At 39.0% G+C, this 20222-nt stretch carries 28 protein-coding genes and 1 pseudogene; 3 read left to right on the top strand and 26 right to left on the bottom strand.

Features of this window, described 5'->3' with window-relative positions; all coding sequences use genetic code 11:
- Positions 1-579: 579 nt before the first annotated feature.
- The 8 genes from LE179_RS05170 to LE179_RS05135 all read right to left on the bottom strand — a co-directional run bounded on the left by LE179_RS05170 (position 580) and on the right by LE179_RS05135 (position 7928).
- Entirely contained in the window at positions 580-1179 is a 600-nt protein-coding gene (locus LE179_RS05170) for a PolC-type DNA polymerase III (protein WP_374129310.1), read from the bottom strand.
- Positions 1180-1499: 320 nt separating this feature from the next.
- Positions 1500-1676 carry a hypothetical protein gene (locus LE179_RS05165; protein WP_374129309.1) on the bottom strand — a complete coding sequence of 59 codons (177 nt, stop codon included), beginning with the start codon at positions 1674-1676 and terminating at the stop codon, positions 1500-1502.
- 312 nt (positions 1677-1988) lie between these two features.
- Positions 1989-3578, bottom strand: coding sequence for an MBL fold metallo-hydrolase (locus LE179_RS05160; RefSeq protein WP_374129308.1), 1590 nt, complete (start codon positions 3576-3578; stop codon positions 1989-1991).
- On the bottom strand, positions 3566-4075 hold the full coding sequence (locus tag LE179_RS05155; protein WP_374129307.1) for a DUF4411 family protein: 510 nt from the start codon (positions 4073-4075) through the stop codon (positions 3566-3568). The genes LE179_RS05160 and LE179_RS05155 overlap by 13 nt, the downstream gene beginning before the upstream one ends.
- Positions 4076-4081: 6 nt before the next feature.
- Positions 4082-5218 carry an ImmA/IrrE family metallo-endopeptidase gene (locus tag LE179_RS05150; RefSeq protein ID WP_374129306.1) on the bottom strand — a complete coding sequence of 379 codons (1137 nt, stop codon included), beginning with the start codon at positions 5216-5218 and terminating at the stop codon, positions 4082-4084.
- A 345-nt stretch (positions 5219-5563) separates the two neighbouring features.
- Positions 5564-7222: an arginine--tRNA ligase gene (argS, locus tag LE179_RS05145; protein ID WP_374129305.1), complete on the bottom strand. Its 1659-nt coding sequence runs from the start codon at positions 7220-7222 to the stop codon at positions 5564-5566.
- Positions 7219-7719 carry a nitroreductase family protein gene (locus LE179_RS05140; RefSeq protein WP_374129304.1) on the bottom strand — a complete coding sequence of 167 codons (501 nt, stop codon included), beginning with the start codon at positions 7717-7719 and terminating at the stop codon, positions 7219-7221. Before LE179_RS05140 ends, argS begins: the two co-directional genes overlap by 4 nt.
- A gap of 44 nt (positions 7720-7763) precedes the next feature.
- Positions 7764-7928: a hypothetical protein gene (locus LE179_RS05135; RefSeq protein WP_374129303.1), complete on the bottom strand. Its 165-nt coding sequence runs from the start codon at positions 7926-7928 to the stop codon at positions 7764-7766.
- 289 nt (positions 7929-8217) lie between these two features.
- Here LE179_RS05135 and LE179_RS05130 point away from each other — a divergent pair, with 289 nt between their 5' ends.
- Positions 8218-10452 carry an ATP-dependent helicase gene (locus LE179_RS05130; RefSeq protein WP_374129302.1) on the top strand — a complete coding sequence of 745 codons (2235 nt, stop codon included), beginning with the start codon at positions 8218-8220 and terminating at the stop codon, positions 10450-10452.
- Between the two features lie 402 nt (positions 10453-10854).
- Here the strand turns inward: LE179_RS05130 and LE179_RS05125 are convergent, their stop codons facing one another.
- The 10 genes from LE179_RS05125 to LE179_RS05080 all read right to left on the bottom strand — a co-directional run bounded on the left by LE179_RS05125 (position 10855) and on the right by LE179_RS05080 (position 15887).
- Positions 10855-11478: a hypothetical protein gene (locus tag LE179_RS05125; RefSeq protein WP_374129301.1), complete on the bottom strand. Its 624-nt coding sequence runs from the start codon at positions 11476-11478 to the stop codon at positions 10855-10857.
- Positions 11479-11610: 132 nt separating this feature from the next.
- Positions 11611-11844: a hypothetical protein gene (locus tag LE179_RS05120; protein ID WP_374129300.1), complete on the bottom strand. Its 234-nt coding sequence runs from the start codon at positions 11842-11844 to the stop codon at positions 11611-11613.
- Between the two features lie 105 nt (positions 11845-11949).
- Entirely contained in the window at positions 11950-12180 is a 231-nt protein-coding gene (locus LE179_RS05115; protein ID WP_374129299.1) for a membrane lipoprotein lipid attachment site-containing protein, read from the bottom strand.
- Between the two features lie 76 nt (positions 12181-12256).
- Complete coding sequence (locus tag LE179_RS05110; RefSeq protein WP_374129298.1) at positions 12257-12685, bottom strand: lipoprotein; 429 nt, start codon at positions 12683-12685, stop codon at positions 12257-12259.
- A gap of 28 nt (positions 12686-12713) precedes the next feature.
- A complete protein-coding gene (locus LE179_RS05105; RefSeq protein ID WP_374129297.1) occupies positions 12714-13145 on the bottom strand; it encodes a hypothetical protein in 432 nt (143 codons plus the stop codon).
- 4 nt (positions 13146-13149) lie between these two features.
- Positions 13150-13350 carry a hypothetical protein gene (locus tag LE179_RS05100; protein ID WP_374129296.1) on the bottom strand — a complete coding sequence of 67 codons (201 nt, stop codon included), beginning with the start codon at positions 13348-13350 and terminating at the stop codon, positions 13150-13152.
- A gap of 449 nt (positions 13351-13799) precedes the next feature.
- Positions 13800-14477: a hypothetical protein gene (locus LE179_RS05095; RefSeq protein ID WP_374129295.1), complete on the bottom strand. Its 678-nt coding sequence runs from the start codon at positions 14475-14477 to the stop codon at positions 13800-13802.
- A complete protein-coding gene (locus LE179_RS05090) occupies positions 14474-14686 on the bottom strand; it encodes a hypothetical protein (RefSeq protein ID WP_374129294.1) in 213 nt (70 codons plus the stop codon). Before LE179_RS05090 ends, LE179_RS05095 begins: the two co-directional genes overlap by 4 nt.
- Positions 14687-14695: 9 nt before the next feature.
- Positions 14696-15289: a hypothetical protein gene (locus LE179_RS05085; RefSeq protein ID WP_374129293.1), complete on the bottom strand. Its 594-nt coding sequence runs from the start codon at positions 15287-15289 to the stop codon at positions 14696-14698.
- A gap of 1 nt (position 15290) precedes the next feature.
- Positions 15291-15887 carry a hypothetical protein gene (locus LE179_RS05080; protein WP_374129292.1) on the bottom strand — a complete coding sequence of 199 codons (597 nt, stop codon included), beginning with the start codon at positions 15885-15887 and terminating at the stop codon, positions 15291-15293.
- A 110-nt stretch (positions 15888-15997) separates the two neighbouring features.
- Here LE179_RS05080 and LE179_RS05075 point away from each other — a divergent pair, with 110 nt between their 5' ends.
- Complete coding sequence (locus tag LE179_RS05075) at positions 15998-16456, top strand: hypothetical protein (protein WP_374129291.1); 459 nt, start codon at positions 15998-16000, stop codon at positions 16454-16456.
- Positions 16457-16629: 173 nt separating this feature from the next.
- Here LE179_RS05075 and LE179_RS05070 read toward each other — a convergent pair whose 3' ends face one another.
- Positions 16630-16863: a hypothetical protein gene (locus LE179_RS05070; protein WP_374129290.1), complete on the bottom strand. Its 234-nt coding sequence runs from the start codon at positions 16861-16863 to the stop codon at positions 16630-16632.
- Between the two features lie 44 nt (positions 16864-16907).
- Here LE179_RS05070 and LE179_RS05065 point away from each other — a divergent pair, with 44 nt between their 5' ends.
- A complete protein-coding gene (locus LE179_RS05065) occupies positions 16908-17039 on the top strand; it encodes a hypothetical protein (RefSeq protein ID WP_374129289.1) in 132 nt (43 codons plus the stop codon).
- Here LE179_RS05065 and LE179_RS05060 read toward each other — a convergent pair.
- From LE179_RS05060 to LE179_RS05030, 7 genes and pseudogenes are all read right to left on the bottom strand, one after another.
- Positions 17028-17165, bottom strand: coding sequence for a hypothetical protein (locus LE179_RS05060; protein ID WP_374129288.1), 138 nt, complete (start codon positions 17163-17165; stop codon positions 17028-17030). The genes LE179_RS05065 and LE179_RS05060 overlap by 12 nt on opposite strands.
- Before the next feature lie 3 nt (positions 17166-17168).
- Positions 17169-17495, bottom strand: a complete 327-nt coding sequence (locus LE179_RS05055) for a hypothetical protein (protein WP_374129287.1) — start codon at positions 17493-17495, stop codon at positions 17169-17171.
- A gap of 114 nt (positions 17496-17609) precedes the next feature.
- Positions 17610-17783: a hypothetical protein gene (locus LE179_RS05050; RefSeq protein ID WP_374129286.1), complete on the bottom strand. Its 174-nt coding sequence runs from the start codon at positions 17781-17783 to the stop codon at positions 17610-17612.
- Positions 17784-17810: 27 nt separating this feature from the next.
- The gene (locus tag LE179_RS05045; protein WP_374129285.1) at positions 17811-18353 is read right to left on the bottom strand and encodes a hypothetical protein; all 543 of its coding nucleotides are present in this window, start codon (positions 18351-18353) and stop codon (positions 17811-17813) included.
- A complete protein-coding gene (locus tag LE179_RS05040; RefSeq protein ID WP_374129284.1) occupies positions 18350-18958 on the bottom strand; it encodes a hypothetical protein in 609 nt (202 codons plus the stop codon). Before LE179_RS05040 ends, LE179_RS05045 begins: the two co-directional genes overlap by 4 nt.
- Positions 18959-19060: 102 nt before the next feature.
- Positions 19061-19447: a hypothetical protein gene (locus tag LE179_RS05035; RefSeq protein ID WP_374129283.1), complete on the bottom strand. Its 387-nt coding sequence runs from the start codon at positions 19445-19447 to the stop codon at positions 19061-19063.
- A gap of 52 nt (positions 19448-19499) precedes the next feature.
- Positions 19500-20222 (bottom strand): annotated as a pseudogene (locus LE179_RS05030) (hypothetical protein); the annotation flags it as partial.

Genomic DNA, 20222 nt, shown 5'->3' with positions numbered 1-20222 from the left:
GCTCTTCATTTTAATTTTCTGTAATCGTTCTCTATTTGTTGTAGGCGTCCAAAATAACACGCTTTTATTTTATCAAGACTTTGCTCCGCCAAACCTTGATAAAAAAAGAACTAATTTAAAACTCTTTGACATTCTGCGTTTATCCGCCGATTCTCTCGTTCCAGCGACATGATTTTTGGAGTTTTTCTTGTTTTGGCGGCATAACTTTTTAGTTCAGCTCGCCGCTTTTTTGCTTCAGAAAGTTTATCTGATTATCTTTAGGTTGGTTACCCCGCGCGCAACACGGCTAATCGTCGCTCTCGGCGCAACGCGGACAACTCTTTGTTTCCTTCCCCCGACGAAATGACTTCGCTTTCGCTTTCTTTAAGCTTGTCGGGTAATGAGACTGACAGTTTGTTTTCTTGCGACAGACTTTCATTTTCTTTTTTCACCCGTTCACATTCGTTTCTAGAGCTTATACAAGAAACAGCTTAAACCGCCAATCGCTGCTAGCAATGTCATTCCAAAACCTATTTGCGCGATTTGCGACAGCCGGCGGCCAGCCGTTCGGCGATTTACTAGCCAGCGCGCGACATGCGTTTACCCGAAAGTACTGTATTCGTACACAAAAAGCTCTATCATATCCACACCTTTCCTATACATATTGGCAAATATATACTTTGCAACCGAGAACATTGTCAAAACGTCCGCCATTGCTCTGTGGCTTAATTCAACCTCAACGCCTATGGCATCCGCTATATCCGCAAGTCTATTCGAATCAAAGCTGAAATACTGTCTCGCGAGTTTTAAAGTGTCTATATAATAGACATTATTTACAGGCATTCCAGCCTGATAAAGTTCTCTGTGGACAAAAAGTAAATCAAAAGAAGCGTTATGACACACAACGGCATTGTTTCCAATAAAAGAAATCACATCTTCCGCAATCTCGGCAAAAGACGGCGAATTTCTCACCATATCATCGCAAATGGAGTGGATTTTAGAGCATTCTGGAGGTATAGGCTGACCTGGATTTACAAGACTTTCATACCTTTCTTCAACGCCGTTACATACTTTAAGCATTGCAATTTCAACTATTCTCGCGCCTTTTACGGGATCAAGCCCCGTAGTTTCAATATCCAAAAAAACTAAATTATCCGGCAATTTTGTAAAAAACAGTTTTACGGCAGACTGATATTTCATTTAATATTCCGCAGCTTTAAGAAAAATAACAAACATTGCCAAATAATTAAGCGCCATAGAAATTATTCGGAAATTTTTTGAAATTACGGCAGTTCCCGATTCTTCCGTTTTAAATATTGGGCAGCCTGCAGCGCAAGATCGTTTAAACAAAAGCGAAAGCATTAAGCAACGCTATAAAACAAGAGACGGAAGCGATATTAAAAATTATAAACCGTCTCAAAATAAACACAGATATTTCGCTCTGCAAAAACAGCTTGTTGACAAAACAGCAAAATGCTCGCCAAACAGACAATCACAAAAAAAACAATTCGCCGTTATTTTTATCCCAAATCAATTTCGCCGCCCGCGGCTAACTCGCAGACGGAATTCCCGCAGGCGCAAAATACCGCTTCTTTGAGATATTTCAATGCGTTTCTTTTTCTATCCACAGCTCTACGCGACGCGGCGGAAATGAAACTGCTCCCGACGGCGGGATATATTTTAACGCTTTTAAACATCTTTTTTCCATTCTGGCGAAGCCGTTTCCCGCCATAACTTGCACTATATAAAGCTTTTTTTGATTTTTATCGTTTTCAAGGAAACCTAATAACGCCTTTTCGCAGGCATCCAATTTTAAAACACATGCCGATGACGCAGTTACGCGACAACAAAATAACGCCTGTTCTTATAATGCCGTCCGCTTTTTTAAGAACGGTTTAAATTTTCGGCGACGCATATTCATATTCTCGTTAAGGCAAAAACAAAATACGTCGTTATTACCGCATTGCGTCTCAAGTTTTTATCAGGAATCTTGAAAACATATTGAAATCCTATTTTATCGATTGTCCGCTCTTTGCGCCGTTTACTTTCTCCCAGCCTTTACTCTTTAAGAGTTTTACCATATCCTGCGTATTTTTCTCGCTCGAGTGTATCACGTATATTTCAACGTTTTTATTCTGTTTTGAAAGCCATTTTTGCAACATCTTAAAATTCGCATGATCCGAAAAAGCATCGTACTTTTTTATTTCCGCGCGACTTTCCACATCGGAACGCGCCTTTTTATTTTGAAGCAGAAGTCCCGCGTTACTTTCAGTATCCACATAATTTACTATCATTATAAAAACGTCCTTTCTCGGCAGCATCTCAGGGATAAGCTGCTCCGACTTTCCTTTGCTCATATCGCCGCTTGCAGAAATTAAAATCATCTGCAAACCATAATTTCTTATTGTTCGAAGCCTTACATTTTCAGGCAGAATCGAGCCTTTCCGATACACGTCGTCTAAAAACCAGTCCGCGCGGGCCGGCGTCCCTTCGGACTCCGCCTTTTTTTTCGCAACTTCTTTCTGATATAAAACCGTTACGGCGTTGGCGGAGGGAGAAACAGAATAAATCGGTATTTTTTTTGACAATTCGCCGTCATCTTGCATAAGCTTTAGCTCGTACAAAACCTTCTGCGTTCTGTTAAAAGATAAAGCTGGGATCCAAACAGTTTTTCCCGCGGTAAGAGCTTTTTTCAAATCATTTCTGAAAAGTTTGTATTGTTTAACGCCGCCTTTAACGCATTCGCAGGCACAAGTTGCTTCCATAAAGATCAAATCAACTTTTTCAGGAACATCAAACATACCGTTAAATCTTGAATAACCGCTCCCCAAATCTCCTGAAAACAAAACTTTTTGATTGTCAATCGTGAAAATAAAACCTGCGGAACCCGGGACATGTCCGGCATTTATAAATTTTACCGTAAAGCTATCAGAAATCTTAACGTCTTTGTTATACTCTGCCGTGACAAACCGATTTTCTATTTTTTTAGTTTCTTCCTTGCAGCATTTTTTACATAACAAAAATTTAACGTTTTTTTCTTCCAAATCCTTTAAAAGAATTTCGCCGTCGGAATACTCGGCGGACTCTATATTTTTTTTACAAGCGTTCGTCCAGTGCGCCATAACTTTGCCGTTATTATATCGCGCTTTTTCTATCCGGCTTTTTGACCAGAACCACTTTCTCTTTATCAGGTCAAACCCCGCTCCGCCTCTAAAAAGAGCCAAAACAAGTTCTTTTGTGGCTTCGGTAGAATAAATTTTACCTTTAAAACCTTTATGCACCAAAAGCGGGATTCTGCCGCTGTGGTCTAAATGAGCATGCGTTAAGAAAAGAGCTTTCGCTCTAATAAGCTCAGGTTGAATTCGCAGGTTTTTTAACTCCGCAGTTTCAACGTCGGCACTGACGCCGTCGACTGCAGAGTCGGCTTTTTCAGACATAAATAGACCGCAGTCAACAATGAATTTTGAATTTTTTGTCTCCAAAAGAAAACAACTGCCGGAAACAGTTGAAGCCGCTCCGTAAGGAGTTACAGACGCGCCGGCAAAAACCGCCGACACAGACAAAAAGATGGAAAAGATTACTGAAACTATTTTTCGCATCTTACCAGAGATACTTCCAATTCTCTCAGCATATCAAATGTATCAAGGCACTCAATTTCAAACTCTTTGCAGACGTTGGGTATCGGTATAGCACACTTCTTTTCCAAATTAAGTTTTTCCATTGTAACCAGCTTATACTTATTTTTTAAAGCAAACGCTATTAGCCACGGGTCGGCATTATCATAACGCGCAAATTCTTCTATTGCCGATTCTTTATACCGCTCTTTTTGCTCTGCAGCCCACTTCTGAATTTCTCCATAAGTTTCTATAGCTCCGCCTTCCGTCAAAAAAAACTCCGGGTCTAATTTTTTTATCCACTCCTTTAATTCATCTTTTCCTTTGAGAATTTCCTCTCTTACACACTGCAAGCTAAACAACTTTCCATTTTTATGTTCGGTTTTAATAGTTTCCCAGAATCCTGAGACTATATCGAAACCATAATATTTTTGAGATTCCATAAATACATTAGCGTCTAATAAATATTTCGCAGCGTTCATAATGTCTCAAACTCCTTCCTCGAAATATTTATCAAATGTTTTGCCGTACAATCCCGTCAAATTATAAGCGTCCCTATAAAGCAAAGATCCGTCGGCAACAGCGTTTTTTATCGCAGCAGATAAATTCTTACCTATTTTGTAACACTGCGTTGCATAAAAATTTCCGCCTTTGTTTTCCTTATTTTTCCTTTCTAATTCTTCAGCATATTTTTTATAAAAATCATCAAAACATTTCTTAAGAATCAATTTAAGATTTAACGCTCGTATCGCGCAAACTATAGGACTCACTTTAAAATGTTTCGCTATATCATCAAAATTCTCTCTATATTCATCCCACTGTTTTAAGAATTCAGATTTTGGAACTAAGAATTCAGCCGCAATCTTATTGCACTTTACCTCGATTTCTTTTACGTCAGACTGCATTTTACCAAGATTAAATATTCCGCCGTCTGCGCTTAACCACAAATGCGCAAGTTCGTGGGCAACGGTAAACATCTGCGCCGCCTTAGCATCAGAATTATTAACAAATATCAAAGGAGCATACTTATCGGACAACACAAATCCTCTAAATTCTTTAACAAGCAATTTTCTAGATGTGTTGTTCCCAACAATTCCGTTAAAAATCAGCACAATTCCAATATCCTCAATTTTATCGTTTAACAGTTTAAGAGCTTCGTTCCAGTCCTTACATTTTCTCGACCAGCCGCAGTCAAGTTTCAATGTTTCTCTTATATTTTTCGCAATTTCGATCTCATCGATTTTATCTGATTTTGAAAAAGAAGCCACAAAATCCAGCGGTTCGCCGCCATTTTCAATTCGATAAGAACGCAGCCAATCCTGCCTTCTCTGCATTAAATATATTGTTTCAAGCAGTTCGGGACTCGGGTTGCCTACAGGTTCGTTGCCGGCAGTGCGATAATCTGTCATCGGCAGCTTTTCAGCAAAAGGTTCTTCCAAAAATAAATATCCGAAGGGAATATTTGCTTTTCTAGAAAAATCTTGAATCTGCTTTAGAGTAGGTTTAATTTCTTCTCCCCAAGAATCGAGTTTAGGAAACTCTCTTAAAAAAAAATCCCGACCTTTGCCCGAACGCTCTACAGCCCAATCTATTATTGGCTTCTTTATATCTATTCTGTTGCCCATAGTATTTTCTCTGTATTTTTATTCATTTACAAACAACAATTTCCCAAATTTCTTTTAACTATAAATCTTTTTTTTGCCACATCAGAGCATAATAAACATATGGAAAGCAGCGGCGTTAAAAAAGCAAATAACGAGAATTTAAACTTTAAGGCTTTGCCGTTTTAGAAGCGTCTGCAAGAACGCCTTCTTATGTCATATCCCGCCAAAATGGAATTCCGCTTTTTAACAATCAAAAACAACAGCGTTTCGGAGACATACGTTTTCGCAAGGAGCGATACGCTGGCAATTTCTGTTTACATCTTATCTTAAGGGAGCTGAGGTATGCGGCGCGGCAATAATTTTGTCTTACATTTTATCAGGCGAGGAAACGCCCAAAAGATTTAATCCGTTTTTAATTATTATCATAACGCCTTCAACAAGCTTGAGTCTTGCAGAAGTAAGTTCTGCGTTATCGGTTAACACGCGGCATTTCTCATAGAATTTGTGGTATATGTCGGCAAGTTCAGTTAAATAAACCGCGAAATAATGCGGACTCATAGTTTTTTCAGACAGCGCAAGCGTATCGCAAAACGCCGCAAGCTGTTTTATTAAATTTCTTTCTTCTTTAGTATTAAGCAAACTAAAATCTATATTTCCGATATCCGCAACAATATCGCTTCTAGCCTTACTCTGCCCAATAATAGAACTACACCGCGCATTGACATATTGAACGTAAAAAACAGGGTTTTCGCTTGACTGTTTTTTTGCAAGCTCTAAATCAAACTCAAGCTGCGAATCGGGAGAACGCAGTAAAAAGAAAAATCTGCACGCATCTTTTCCAACTTCGTTTACAACCTCTTTTAAAGTTACAAACTCGCCTGAGCGCGTCGACATAGCCGCGGGTTTTCCGTTTCTTAAAAGCGAAACAAGCTGATAAAGAATAACATTTAACGTTTCCTTGCTATAACCCAACATCTGCGCGCAGGCTTTTATTCTCGCGACATATCCGTGATGGTCTGTTCCCCAGAGATTGACAAGTTTTGTAAAACCTCTTTCAAACTTGTTCTTATGATACGCTATATCCGAAGCAAGATAAGTATATCCGCCGGCGCTTCTCTTTAAAACTCTGTCTTTATCGTCGCCAAATTTTGTCGAAGCAAGCCATAAAGCTCCGTCCTTTACATAAGCGGCGTCTTTTGCAAGCAGATATTCGCATATTTTATCAACTTCCGTCCTGCCGTTTTTATCTTTATCAACAGCTATCTCCCCTTCAGAAAACCAGCTGTCAAATTCTACTGCGAAATCTTTTAAATCTTTTTTAATCTCGGACAGAATACCCTTTACAGCTTCATATTTAAAATTTATCTCATCAATATCTCTGTTTTCGGAAACCAGACGTCTCGCGATATCAACAATATAACTGCCCTGATAGCAATCTAGAGGGAAATCAATTTTTTCGCCTTTGAGCCGCCTGAAACGAATCTCCACAGATTTTGCCAAAACAAGCATTTGATTTCCGACATCGTTTAAATAATATTCTTTCGCAACATCATATCCCAAATATTTTAATATTCTCGCAAGAGAATCGCCTATTGCGGCGCCGCGTCCATGCCCGACATGCAAAGGTCCGGTAGGATTTGCCGAAACAAACTCCACTAGAATTTTCTTTTTATTGTTTTCAGAAAAACTGCCGTATTTATCTTTTTCTTTAAGAATTTTCTCAAGTTCTTTGTAAAGAACTTCATTTTTAACGCAGAGATTAATAAAACCCGCCCCGGCTATTTCAGCTTTTTCTATAAGTTCCGGAATTTCCTTAACCGCTACATCTATCAGTTCCCGAGCGACGGCTCTTGGATTTTTTTTAACTTTTTTTGCCAAAAGCATCGCCGCATTTAAGGCAAAATCGGCGCCAATATTTTTCGGCGCAGCTTCTACGGTAAAATTCAGGCTGTCCGTTATTCCTTGCTCCCGCAAATACTTTGCGAATATATCATTTAAAGCGTTTTTTAAATCTTGTTTTATCATTTCCAAGCTTCATACTTAATCTTTTCAGGCTGCCAGCCATTTTTCGGCAGATTATTGTCAGCCGATTTGCCTACAACAACAAGAGAAAAAGCTCTTATGTTTTCAGGGAGATTGAAAAGTTTTTCTATAGCCTCTGATCTTTCTTCATCCGAGTAAACGCCGCACCAAACCGAACCATATCCTTTAGCGGCAGCCGCAAGAAGGATATTTTGCGTCGCCGCCGCGCAGTCTTGCGGCAAATATTTTTTATAGGCAATATTTTGATCCCCTACAACTAAAATCGCCAAAGGAGCCTGCAAAATCATCTGCGCGGCGCGGTGTACCGCAGCAATCTTTTGATGCGTTTCTTTATCCTTTACTACTATAAAAGAGTAACATCTTGTATTTCTTGCCGTAGGAGCAGACATAGCGGCGAGCAGAATATAATCTAAATCCTCTTTTTTAACGTCTTCATCCGTATATTTGCGAACGCTTTTTCTTTCAAGCAAAATATCCATTCTATTCCTCCCGCGAGACTTCAATATTATTTCCGGTTTTTTTATCATACCGACGAGATTTTACAACCGAAATACGCCGTCTCTTGCTTTTTCTTTCTGAATTTTTCTAAAGCAGCGTTTTCTTGAAAATGGCAGGCAACATCAAAAAATTCTCTTAACACGCATATATCATCTTGTCTTGGAATTATACCAAAATTTTTATAAGTCATACCATACATATCTCTTTCATCTTTTCAAGATAAGCGACAGACAATTCTTTGCTATAATATACACGCGCGAAAATCCGCCGCGGTATGCAGTTAAAACTTTTTAACGAAAGAATATTCCGCGACTATTCCGCCCGTAAATATCGGGCAAATTTTAAGACCGGCGGCGAGAAACAAACAAAACAAATAAATTAAAAAGGCAAAAAAGGCGTAAAGTTTACAGACAAAACATTTAATCTATCCTTTTATCTTTCAGCAGAAAAAGGCAGAAACTGGATAAAACGCACAAGAAATGAAAGAAATATTAACTAAAAATTTAAATCCTTCCCAATCGGAAGCCGTCCTTTGCACCGAGGGACCTCTGATAATCTTTGCCGGAGCAGGAACAGGCAAAACCAGAGTTATCACGCACAGAATCGCGTATCTGCTTTCTCTAGGCGTTAAGCCGTGGTCTATTTTAGCCGTCACATTCACCAACAAAGCCGCCGCAGAAATGAAAAAAAGAGTAGCCGGTTTGATTCCCCAGTCGGGAGCAGACGTATGGATATCGACATTTCACTCATTTTGCGCATATTTTCTGCGCGTTGAAGCTTCAAAAGTCAATTTAAACCCCGACTTTTTAATATATGATTTCGCCGATCAGAAAAACGTAGTCAAAGACTGCATGAAAGAACTAAATATCGACGATAAAAAATTCAAAATTTCAACAATAACAGATAAAATAAGCCGCGCAAAAGACGATTTAAAATTTCCGTCCGATGTGGCGGCAGAAGCTGAACGCGCGGGCAATTTTTTGGGAGCCGCAACGGCAAAAATTTATGAACTTTACCAGAAAAAACTAGAAAGAGCAGGCGTCATGGATTTCGGCGATCTGATAATGCGCGCTGTCTCGTCCCTGCGGAAATACCCGGAACTGCTAAAGCATTACCGGGAAAAATACAAATATATTATGGTTGACGAATATCAGGACACAAACCATGCGCAGTATATGCTTATAAAACTGATGGCGGGCGGACATAGCAATATATGCGTCGTCGGAGACGACGATCAGTCGGTATATTCGTGGAGAGGAGCCGATATAAACAATATTCTGGATTTTGAAAAAGATTATCCGAACGCAAAATCGGTAAAATTAGAACAGAATTACAGGTCAACTCCAAAAATTCTGTCTGCGGCTACCCAAGTTGTAAAACACAACAACGCAAGAATATCCAAACGGCTATGGACGCAAAATCCCGACAGCGAATCCGTATCAGTTTTAAAAGCCTTAAATGAAAACGACGAAGCGGAAAAAATCGCCGACTTAATTTATCCAAACACATACAACAACAAATATAAACTCTCAGATTTTGCGGTTTTCTACAGGATAAACGCGCAGTCCCGCGCTATTGAAGACGCTTTTAGAAGATTTCGCATACCTTACGCCATTAGAGGCACGCTTCGATTTTATGACCGCGCGGAAATCAAAGACATTATGGCTTACTTAAAACTTATACACAATCCAAACGACAACATCAGTTTCAAAAGGGTTATAAACATTCCAAAAAGAGGCATTGGAAAAACATCTGTAGAAACACTTGAAAAATTTGCGCTACTTAAAAATATGTCTATCTGGCAGGCTATGCCTTTTGCTCAGGAAGCAGGCTTAAATAAAGGACCGATAAAAGCTTTAAATTCTTTTGCGCAACTTATAAAAAATTTTTCCGGATTAAAAGAAAACAATTCCGTTAAATCGCTTGCCGAAAAAGTCATAAAAGATTCGGGATATTTAGAAGAACTTGAAACGGAAAACACGCCCGAATCTAAGGTAAAAATAGAAAATATACAAGAGTTGATTTCCGCTATCGATGATTTTGAAAGCAGTTCGTCGAACGATAAATCGCTAGCGGGATACTTAACACAGATTTCTCTGATAAGCGATATAGATTCCCTTGACGAGTCGAACGGCAGAGTTACTTTAATGACCCTGCATTTAGCTAAAGGGTTAGAGTTTGACAATGTTTTTATATGCGGACTTGAAGAAGGATTGTTCCCGATAGGAGAATCCGCTTTTAACCACAAAGAACTCGAAGAAGAAAGAAGGCTCATGTACGTGGGAATGACAAGAGCAAGAAAACGTCTGCATTTATGCTGGTCGGCAGAAAGAAAGATTTTCGGTAAAACAATATGGAATATGCCGTCGCGTTTCATTGCGGAAGCTGGATTCAAAGACGAATTTAACGAAACGGAATACAATCAAAAACAAAGTTTGCGGAGTTTTAATAGAAAACCCTTAAAAGCCGAAATAATATGCGGAGACGGCGGCGCGCCGTCTGATTGCGAGATAACAAAAGACGAGCCGCTTTACGCTTCCGACAGGGATTCAAGCCCGTACAAAATAGGGACGTTGGTCCTGCATCCCGTTTTTGGCAACGGCAAAATTGTCGAAAAAAGCGGAATAGGAAACGATTTAAAACTTGTAGTTTTATTTGAAAACGGACAGTGGAAAAAACTGCTCGCAAGAATAGCTAAGCTCACTTTAATTTAAACATCGCAGTTTTCTTACTGTTTCCCGCCGGATTACGTTAATAAATAAAAACATACAACTTTTCAGAAATAATTTTTGTTTAAACACCAGCGGCTTAGAGAGAAGCCAAAACGTTGAAAATTCAATGCGTTCTTGAGCAGGTTAGCATATAGAAACACGTAAACCGGCATATGATTTAACGTATTTTTGCACGCGAATTAACGTATTCCGTCAACACAAAAAAATAAACGCAGCAGAGTTACTCGTTGCGTTTAACCTAGAAGACAAAATCTTATGCATAAGATTATCCGCTTATATGTATGCAAGCCCGCTGAACAGAGCGGGCTTGCAAGAAGATAAAATCTTAAATGCAAAAAAATCTATTTCTATCGTACAAATTAAAATTATTATTCAAATTTGCAACTACTTTCTTAACCAGAACCAGAGCAACTGCCTAGTCCAGCGGCTATAGAAAACTCTTGGTTTACCTTTTTTATCAAGGCCTTCTCTATCATAGTCATCTTTATAATGATAGCCGTCCTTTTTATAGCCGTCTTTATCGCGGCCTTTTTTATTAAAGCCGTCTTTATCATAGCCAGATTTATGAAAGCCAGCTTGATCATAGCCGCCTTTATTATAGCCGTCTTGATCATAGCCGTCTTTATCATAGCCGTCTTGATTATAGCCATCTTTATTATAGCCTCTTTTATTATAGCCTGCTCTATTATAGCCAGCTTTATAGCCAGTTCTATCATAGCCTTCTCTATCATAGCCATCTTTATTATAGCCAGTTCTATCATAGCCTTCTCTATCATAGCCAGCTTTATTATAGCCTGTTTTATCATAGCCAGCTTTATCATAGCCTTCTCTATCATAGCCAGCTTTATCATACATTGGCGTTGGATTTGGATTTGGCGTTGACATCGGCGCTGGATTAACTTGCTCAACCTTTTCAGTAAAATCATTCACAGGTCTTACATGATTAGGCAAACTACCACAGCCAGACGACAAGAATACACACAAACACATCCATATAATTTTCTTCATATTATCTCCTAGTTACTAGGTGCAGACTTATAAATACAAAACAATCTAAAAGACAATTCATTTAAAACAGGCGCTTCTTTAATCTGTTTTAGTGTAATAGAGTCATAATAAAGCCAGAGACGAGTTACTTCTTTAAGAATGAGACTGTTCCAGCCTTGCCCGATACGAGCAATCTGTATTAATCGTATCGGGCAAGGCTGGAACAGTCTCATTCTGCTCAGGCGTTGGATTTGGCGTAAATGTCGGTTCAGGTGCGGGAGCTTTTAAAGGCTCAAGAATTGGAATATTTTCCCCGCTGCCAGCAACAACGCCCGCAGGTCTTATGCTATCAGCCAGTCTGCCACAGCCAGAGATTAAGCTTGGCAATCAAGAACAGCGATATTATTCTTTTCATTTTTTTTGCAGGGTTTTCCCAATACTTCAATTCCTATTGAGGAACATAATTATCATATCTATCAGAACCATTTTTAATCAAACAAAAAATGACACGCTCTCTTTAAAGGCATAATTGCCAAACCTGTCATAGCAACTTTCATCATAGTAGACATCTCTATGGCCATTTCTATCACAGCAAAATCTATCATAGCCACGTCTATCATAGCCAAATCTATCATAGCCATATTTGTCATAGCCATATTTATCATATCTTGAACAGCCAGAGATTAAGACTGCTATTAAGAACAGCGATATTATTCTTTTCATTTTCTTGCAGGGTTTTCCCAATACTTCAATTCCTATTGAGGAACATAATTATCATATCTATCAGAACCATTTTTAGTCAAGCTCTCTCTTTAAAGACATAATTGCCAAATCTATCATAGCCCTGCCTATCATAGCCGCGTTTATTAAAACCTGTTTTATTATAGCCATATCTGTCATAGCCACTTCTATCATAGCCATTTTTGTCATAACCATATTTATCATAACCATCTTTATGCAAGCCTTCTATATCATAGCCATATTTGTCATAACCGTCTCTATTATAGCCACTTATGCTATAGCCAGCTCTGTCATAGCCATCTTTATCATAGCCATTTATATTATAACCACTTCTATCATAGCCATTTTTGCCATAACCATATATATCATAACCAGCTTTATGAAAGCCTTCTATATCATAGCCACATTTGTCATAGCCATATTTATGATATTTTGAACAGCCAGAGATTAAGACTGCTATTAAGAACAGCGATATTATTTTTTTCATTTTTTTGTAATTAGTCCCCTTGTACTATCTATCTTAAGAAAACAGTACGCGTTTCAGATAATTCAGCAAACAGATACGAGCGGACAATCCTTTTGCTGCTTTCTCTCAGTCTATTCGATTTCAAACCGCTCTTTGTATTGTTTGTTAATATCTCCCGTACTGTTCTCTCTGTATATGGATGTTCTGCTCTCAGCGTCTCTATCTCCTCAAAACGTTCAACGGCTTTCCCGCGATTGTCTTCGAATTTATCCAGCGTATCGGCATATAATTTGGAGTCCGACTGCTCTAATTCTTTCTTGTTTAGCCCAGCTTTCCTCTCCCTTGAATCAAGACTTTCCGCCCTGCTTTTGTACCGCAAATCCCTATCGCAAGAACCGCCGCAGACAACACATATACAGCGGTTGCGGGCAACAACTGATATACGTTTATTACAGATTGTGCAGGGACTCCGCGCTCTCAACCATCTATTCTACTATCACTGTTTCTTGGGCTTTACGATTTTCGCCACACTGCCCGTCTGCGGCTGGCAACCAGCCATCAACGCGCAACACAACACGACTGCAGATACTCTTTCCATTTTGCGCTCCTTGCCAGCGTGAAGGAAGCAGGTTGTCTCTCCCCTCCGCGGCGACTTGGAACTCCGCAGCTATATAAGAAACTAACATGCAGTTCTCTGTAGTTCAACCGCCCATTCTGCGGCTGCGCCCGCGCGGACGGGTAATGCCGCTATCCGCTCATTTCTTTTATCTGTCCTGCTGCCCCTCATTTAATCTTTCGAGTTCGACGTCAATTCTGTCTTGCTGCGCGTCAGGGCAAACGTCTGCGGCTACGTTTTTACCGCCTCGCAGATTGCGGCCGGATTTGTGTTTACATCTATGCTCTGGGCAGTCTGGTTTGCTATTTCAAATGTAAATACTGCGGGTTTCTTTTAAAATGCCTTCAACATATCTCTCAATGTTTTCAGGCATTATATTTCCTCTTTGAACACTCGTCCGAATATCGCTGCGGCTAACTGAGAAGATAGAATCTTGACGCGGCAAGACTAATCATTAGTTTATCATAGTCTTTAAAAGCCAATTTTTTTATCCTACATCATAACCATCTTCGTTTTTCATTATTCTACCTGCTCTACGCTGACTACTTGAATACGTCTAAACTCTTTTTTAAAATCTTTATCATAGCCTTGCCTATTATAGCCGCGTTTATTAAAACCTGTTTTATCATAGCCCTGCCTGTCATAACCATCTTTATTAAAACCTGTTTTATCATAGCCCTGTCTATCATAGCCGACTCTGTCAAAGCCATCTACATCAAAACCATATATATCATAGTCTTCTCTATCATAACCAAAGATGTCAAAGCCGCTTTTACTATAGCCTTGCCTGTCATAACCATCTTTATTAAAACCTGTTTTATCATAGCCCTGCCTGTCATAGCCACGCTTATCATAACCATATCTGTCACAACCATACTCATCAAAGCCGTCTTTATTATAGCCGCCTCTATTAAAACCTTTTTTATCGTAGCCATCTCTATCGTAGCCGTCTTTATTATAGCCGACTCTCACAAGACCATCTATATCGACGCCATCTATATCATAACCGCATTTATCAAAACCATCTTTATCAAAACCAGCTTCATCAAAACCACATACATCATAACCAGCTCTGTCATAGCCTTTTCTATCGTAGCCATCTCTATCGTAGCCATCTTTACTATAGCCGTCTTCATTATATGTTACACAGCCAGAAATTAAACTTACAATTAAAAACAAAGCTGTTACTTTTTTCATTTTTTCAAATTAACCTCAATTCTAGAGATTGAATTTATTATAATCTTATATTTTTGATTATATATTATATTTTCGCACAGCTCAATCAACTCTCTCGGAAACTCGTCAAACTTACCGCATAACCGCTTTATTAACGACTGTGCGGAAATGCAGATATTGCGTGTTTCCTTTAAAATGTCTTCTGTAACGCTCTCAACGTTCTCGGGCATTCTAGGCTCCTATATTGCAAACTTTTTAAATACGGGTGTTTTAATTCCGAATATCTTCCTCAACAGAGGTTTCAGCTTTGACGGATTAGGTATATAGCAGTAAGCACTTTTAAGCCCATTAACCTTAACAGGTATTTCGTCAATATATTTACTTGAAACACTAGAAAAAAAATGACCATCTTGAAAATGACATAGTGCATAATTTCCCATAATATTTTCAACAACCTTCAATTTATCTACAGAGATAGACTTAATATCTGCAAATCTATAAAGCGAACTATAACCGCCATAACATACGCCAACAAGAGCAAGAGCATAAACAGCAATATTCAAAGCATAATTCGCAATTATATTACCTGTATTAATCGTAGGAAAATACCAATGCCAAGAAAACCAAGAGGAAGACACAGCACTATCAGACAAAGGCTGAGGCTCAGGTGTTGAAGCGGAAGCATTTGAAGTATCTGACGCCAGCGAATGCGGTGCTTCGCTTCCTTTATCCTCAACAACAGTACTCGCAGGTCTTCCATGACTAAGCAGCTTATCACAGCCAGACATCAGGCATATACATAAACACACACATACACATATAATTTTTCTCATTTTATACTCCAACGTTGGAAATTGAGAACCAGATATGAGGATACGCAATTACTCGGACAAACTCAAAAATAAACTGAACAGCAAGAACTAAAGCCGTAACCTTTGCAACCTTAAGATTTATTAACGATAGCAATGTATCTGCAGCCAAAAAGGCTAAACTTATTTTTGACTTAAGCAAAAGAGAATGATTTGTAAGAGCTACATGTACAGGAAAACTAAAAACGGAACTCATTCTTAATATCCCCAAAAACTTACCAAGTTCTTCATTAAACTGCGCCGACCAAACAAGGAGAGTTGTATTTACAGCATAGGATAACGCAGAATGCAAAAAATACGGGTAAACATTTCCCTTACCGCACAATTCCTCTAAATGGTCTGAGTTAGGCTTAGAGCGTACTGTTGGAGTTGGCGTCGGTGTTGGCTGTAGTGCAGAAGCGGGAGCATTTGAAGTATCTGACGCCAGCGAATGCGTTTCAACGCATTCGCTTCCTTTATCCTCAACAACAGCATTCGCAGGTCTTCCATGATTAAACGACTTATCACAGCCAGACATCAGACATATATACAAACATACAGATATAATTTTTTTCACTTCCATATTGTACCTTTTATAACATGAAAACCAAAAGAAAAAACAGCCAATGTATGAGAGGATACGCGACAAATCGGACAGCCTCAAGAACACTCTGAGTTTTATCAAATATATCATTGATTGAGGTGTTTTTTGTTATAAGCCTGTATAACGATACCAACGTATCCACAGTCAAAGAGGCTAAACTTATTTTTGGCTTAGACAAAAAAGAGGGATTTGTAAGATACACATGTACAGGAAAACTAAAAACGGAAAACATTCTAAAAAGCTTACTAAGGTTCAAACTACCTGCAGAGCAATTCACAGAGAAATGCGGTGTAGTAAGCATTGAATTTACAGCACAAGATAACACAGAATGTAAAACATACGAGATAACATTTTTTTTATTACCGCACAATTCCTCTACAGGGTCTAAGTCAAGATTAGAGCGTACTGTTGGAGTTGGTGTCGGCGGTGTTGGAACGAGCAAATTCGCAGGGTCGGACGACAGAGGCGTGTGGTTTGACTACTCTGCTGGTATCATCAAATTTTTTCAGCGTTTTCGCCGCTTTGGAGCTGCCGCGACCAGAGACTAAGCTTGCCGCCAAAAACAGCGGTATTATTCTTTTCATTTCCTTATAATTATTCCCTTCGTATTATTTATGTTGGATACGTTGGAATAGTATGCATTTCAAATAATTCGGAAATCTGTTACGCACGGACAATCCTTGCATAGGATTGTTCTGTTTCATCAGATATAAGAATCTTCCTAAAATTCATCGTTAAAAGACGAAGGCAAACTTTTCGGAATACTTCCCAGAATTGTTATATCTGCAGGAAAAATAAAAGCTAGAACTTTATCAAGTACCTCTTTGGCAGTTTTATCATAGAGTGCTGACCTCTCAGGGTCTGTTTCTATTTCAAGAGGGTCGAGCTGATTTTCTCTAACTAGGGTTATGCGTATCAGTACAATTCGAGAGGAAATATCCAACCGCAGAACCAAAAACAAAAAGAGCAACCAAACCACCAACAATTTTACAGACCAATTTGCACGACCAGAATAACCAGAATAATGAAGAGCTTTCCGATGGAACAGGCATTACCAACGGGCTAGGTGTGAGCGTTGGACTTGGAACGGGTGTCGGTATAGGCATTGAATTAATCTGTTCAGGCTTTTGAGCGACAGTTGTTGGCAACTTCAGATTTAGCATTATTAAGCGGTTTACCGCAGCCTGAGATTAAGACCATAATTAAGAACAGCGATATCGCTTTTTTCGCTGACTTATAGAGGTCATCGAAAAACATCAATTATCTTCCTGCTAAAACAGCATTTATCCCGCTCGCAAGCCATAGGCATATCAAAACGGCATTAGAAACAAGTTTAGGAACAGTCAATTCAAAGTCTTTTAGTCCTAAAGATACTGCCATCGCGATAAATGCAACAGTTACATAGCTGGCTTGTTTTTCAAGTGCCTTAGTGGATATTTCAACCTTCTCAAGGTTAACTTGTGCTTGTGTCGGAGGCAGGTTCACGGGGGTAGGAGATACGTTCACAACAGGAACCTGATTTGGCATAGCCTTACCACAACCTATAAACATCATACAGCATACTACCAAACTAACTATTCTTTTCATTTTATACTTATCCTATCCTATCCTATCCTATCCTATCCTATCCCATCGGGACGGCAGGAGTAATAACGAATTTCTTTATATTATATATTATTTTTTTAGTGAGATTGGAACTGCTTAAATCCTTCTTTGATTATTGGGCTTGGTCGCCAATATCGTCGTCTCAATCAGGTCTCTGGGAGGCTCGTCAAACTTACCGCATAACCGCCTTATTAACGACTGTGCGGAAATGTAGATGTTGCGTGTTTCCTTTAAAATGTCTTCTGTAACGCTCTCAACGTTTTCTGCCATTCTATTCTCCGAAATACTAATATCGTGCTACAGGTGTACTACAGGTGTTTTAATTCCGAGTATCTTCCTCAACCAAGTTTTCAGAGGTTTCAACTTTGACGGATTAGGTAAGTACCAGCAAATAAAATAAGAGCCTTCTTTAACAATAGGTATTTCATCAATACATTCATTTGTTTCATTATCAAAAGAATGATAGCCATAAAAATAACATTTTCTATAACCTTCAGGAATATCTTTAACAACAGACAGTTTATTTCTGCTGTCAATAGATGTAAAGCTTGCAAATCTATAAAGCAACTTATAACCGCCATAACATACGAAAGCAAAAGCAACAGTATAACCGACATATTTCCAAACTGAGCTACCTGTATCAGCAGTATCAGACGCAGGCTGAGCCTCAGGTGTTGAAGCGGAAGCATTTGAAGTATCTGACGTCAGCGGCGAATGCGTTGAAACGCCTTCGCTTCCTTTATCCTCAGCAACAGCATTCACAGGTCTTCCATGCCTAAGCGACTTACCACAGCCAGACATCAGGCATATACATATACATATACATATAGTTTTTTTCATTTCAATATTGCCCTTTTTATAAGATGAAAATCAAGAGAGAACATACCCCGAATATGAGGATACGCAACTACTCGGAAAACCTCAAGAATAAACTGAGCATACCAAATACAAGAAATCACTGAAGGATTTTTTGTTACAAACCACAATAACGATAAACATGTATCTACAGCCAAGAGGGATAAACTTGCTTTTGACTTAGACAAGAAAGAGGGATTTGTAAGATACACATATACAGGAAAACTAAAAACGGAAAACATTCTTAATATCCTAAGAAACATACTCGCACAATGCGAGGAACACTCTATTGAAATGAGAACTGAATTTATAACAGAAGATAACGCAGAATAACAAAAATACGGGACACCATTTCCCTTACCGCAAAATTCATCTAAAAAGGCTATGTCACGATTAGATTGTACTGTTGGATTTGGTATTGGCGGTGGTGTTGGAACGGGCAAATTTGCAGGGTCGGACGATAGAGGTGTGTGTTTGACTACTCTGCTGGTATCATCAAGATTTTCAGCGTTTCCGCCGCTTTGGAGCCTGCCACAGCCAAACGACGAACATATACATATACATATACATATACATATAATTTTTTTCATTTTTATTCGGACAAGCTCATAATTATCTCGTAAATCTTAGGGTTATGATATTTGTGATACACCTGCCACAATCCCAAAATCTTTTTTGGTCATCATTCCGCTTTACTTATTTTTTTGCTTCAGGGCTATATTCTCAATGTTCAAAAAATGTATTTGCTCGTTCGCAACCCTGAGCTGGTTTTCCAGCGTTGCAATTTTTGACTGAAGGTTAAAAAGATAACTATCCTTTGATATGTCGGTAGATAAATCTTTTCGGTGTTGGTTCGCTAAGTCAATATTAACCTTGTTTAATTCATTAAGCTGTTCTTGTTTACTTTGATTCGAATTTGTGAGAGCAAGATTCTGTTCATTTACTTTTGCTAATTCTGCTTTTAGTCCTGTAATTTCTAACCCCAAATTGATTTTCTCTGCGTCCTTAAACTTCACCGCATTCTCTAGCATTTCAATTTTGTTCTCAAGATTGAATATAGTTACATTCTTGTCGTCCAAAGCTGCCTGCATAGTATCTATTAATCCGGTGGTTTTGTTAGCTTCGGCGGGCTTATAGGAGGGTTTTTTTTATAGGCGCAGAAGTTCTGCTTTTAACGCCGGAAAGAATATATATAGGCGGTTTGGCACTAGATTTGGAACTAAGTACTGCCGGTTTAGGAACCGAATGTCTAAGCTCCATTTTCACTCCTACCTCTTGGTTAAACGGGATAAAGACATTGTCCCCTTCTTCCCTTTCGTGCATGACAACATATTCGTCCTTACCTTCATATTCTCGTGAGACTTTTGGCACATCTGATATTAATGGTTTTGGTTCTTTATCTGTTTTATCTTCCTCTTCGTTTATTTCCTCAGAATAAGAGCTGGTTGTATCTTTTGGTTCTTTTGTAGAAGGAGTTTCAGATGGTGTTTTAGGTATAACTACAGGTTCTGGTTCCTTGTCAGGTTCAGCGGGTGTTTTAGGTGTCTTTTTCTTATCGGTGTCTGCGGACTTAGATTCAGGAGCTTTCTTGAACTTGCTCGTTATCCAGCCCCATGCACCTTTTGCTTTCTCGGGTACCTTAGCTATTCCCTCGTACATATGCTGATGAACGCCATAGTGATATCCAACAGCACAAAGCACAGCAGCAACAATAACAGCCGTGAGTGGCTTCCAATGATTTCTTGCAAATCCATAACCTGATTCAAGATAACTTTTTGAGGTTTCCAATACTTCGGACGCCTCCTCTTGTAATTTCTCAACAGAAGCAGATTCTTTATTGTTACCTAGCGGAGC

The organism is Candidatus Endomicrobiellum agilis, from assembly GCF_020328115.1.
Taxonomy (GTDB): Bacteria; Elusimicrobiota; Endomicrobiia; order Endomicrobiales; family Endomicrobiaceae; genus Endomicrobiellum; species Endomicrobiellum agilis.
Note: the sequence above shows the minus strand (reverse complement) of the source record. Positions and strands in the feature narration are given on the sequence as shown.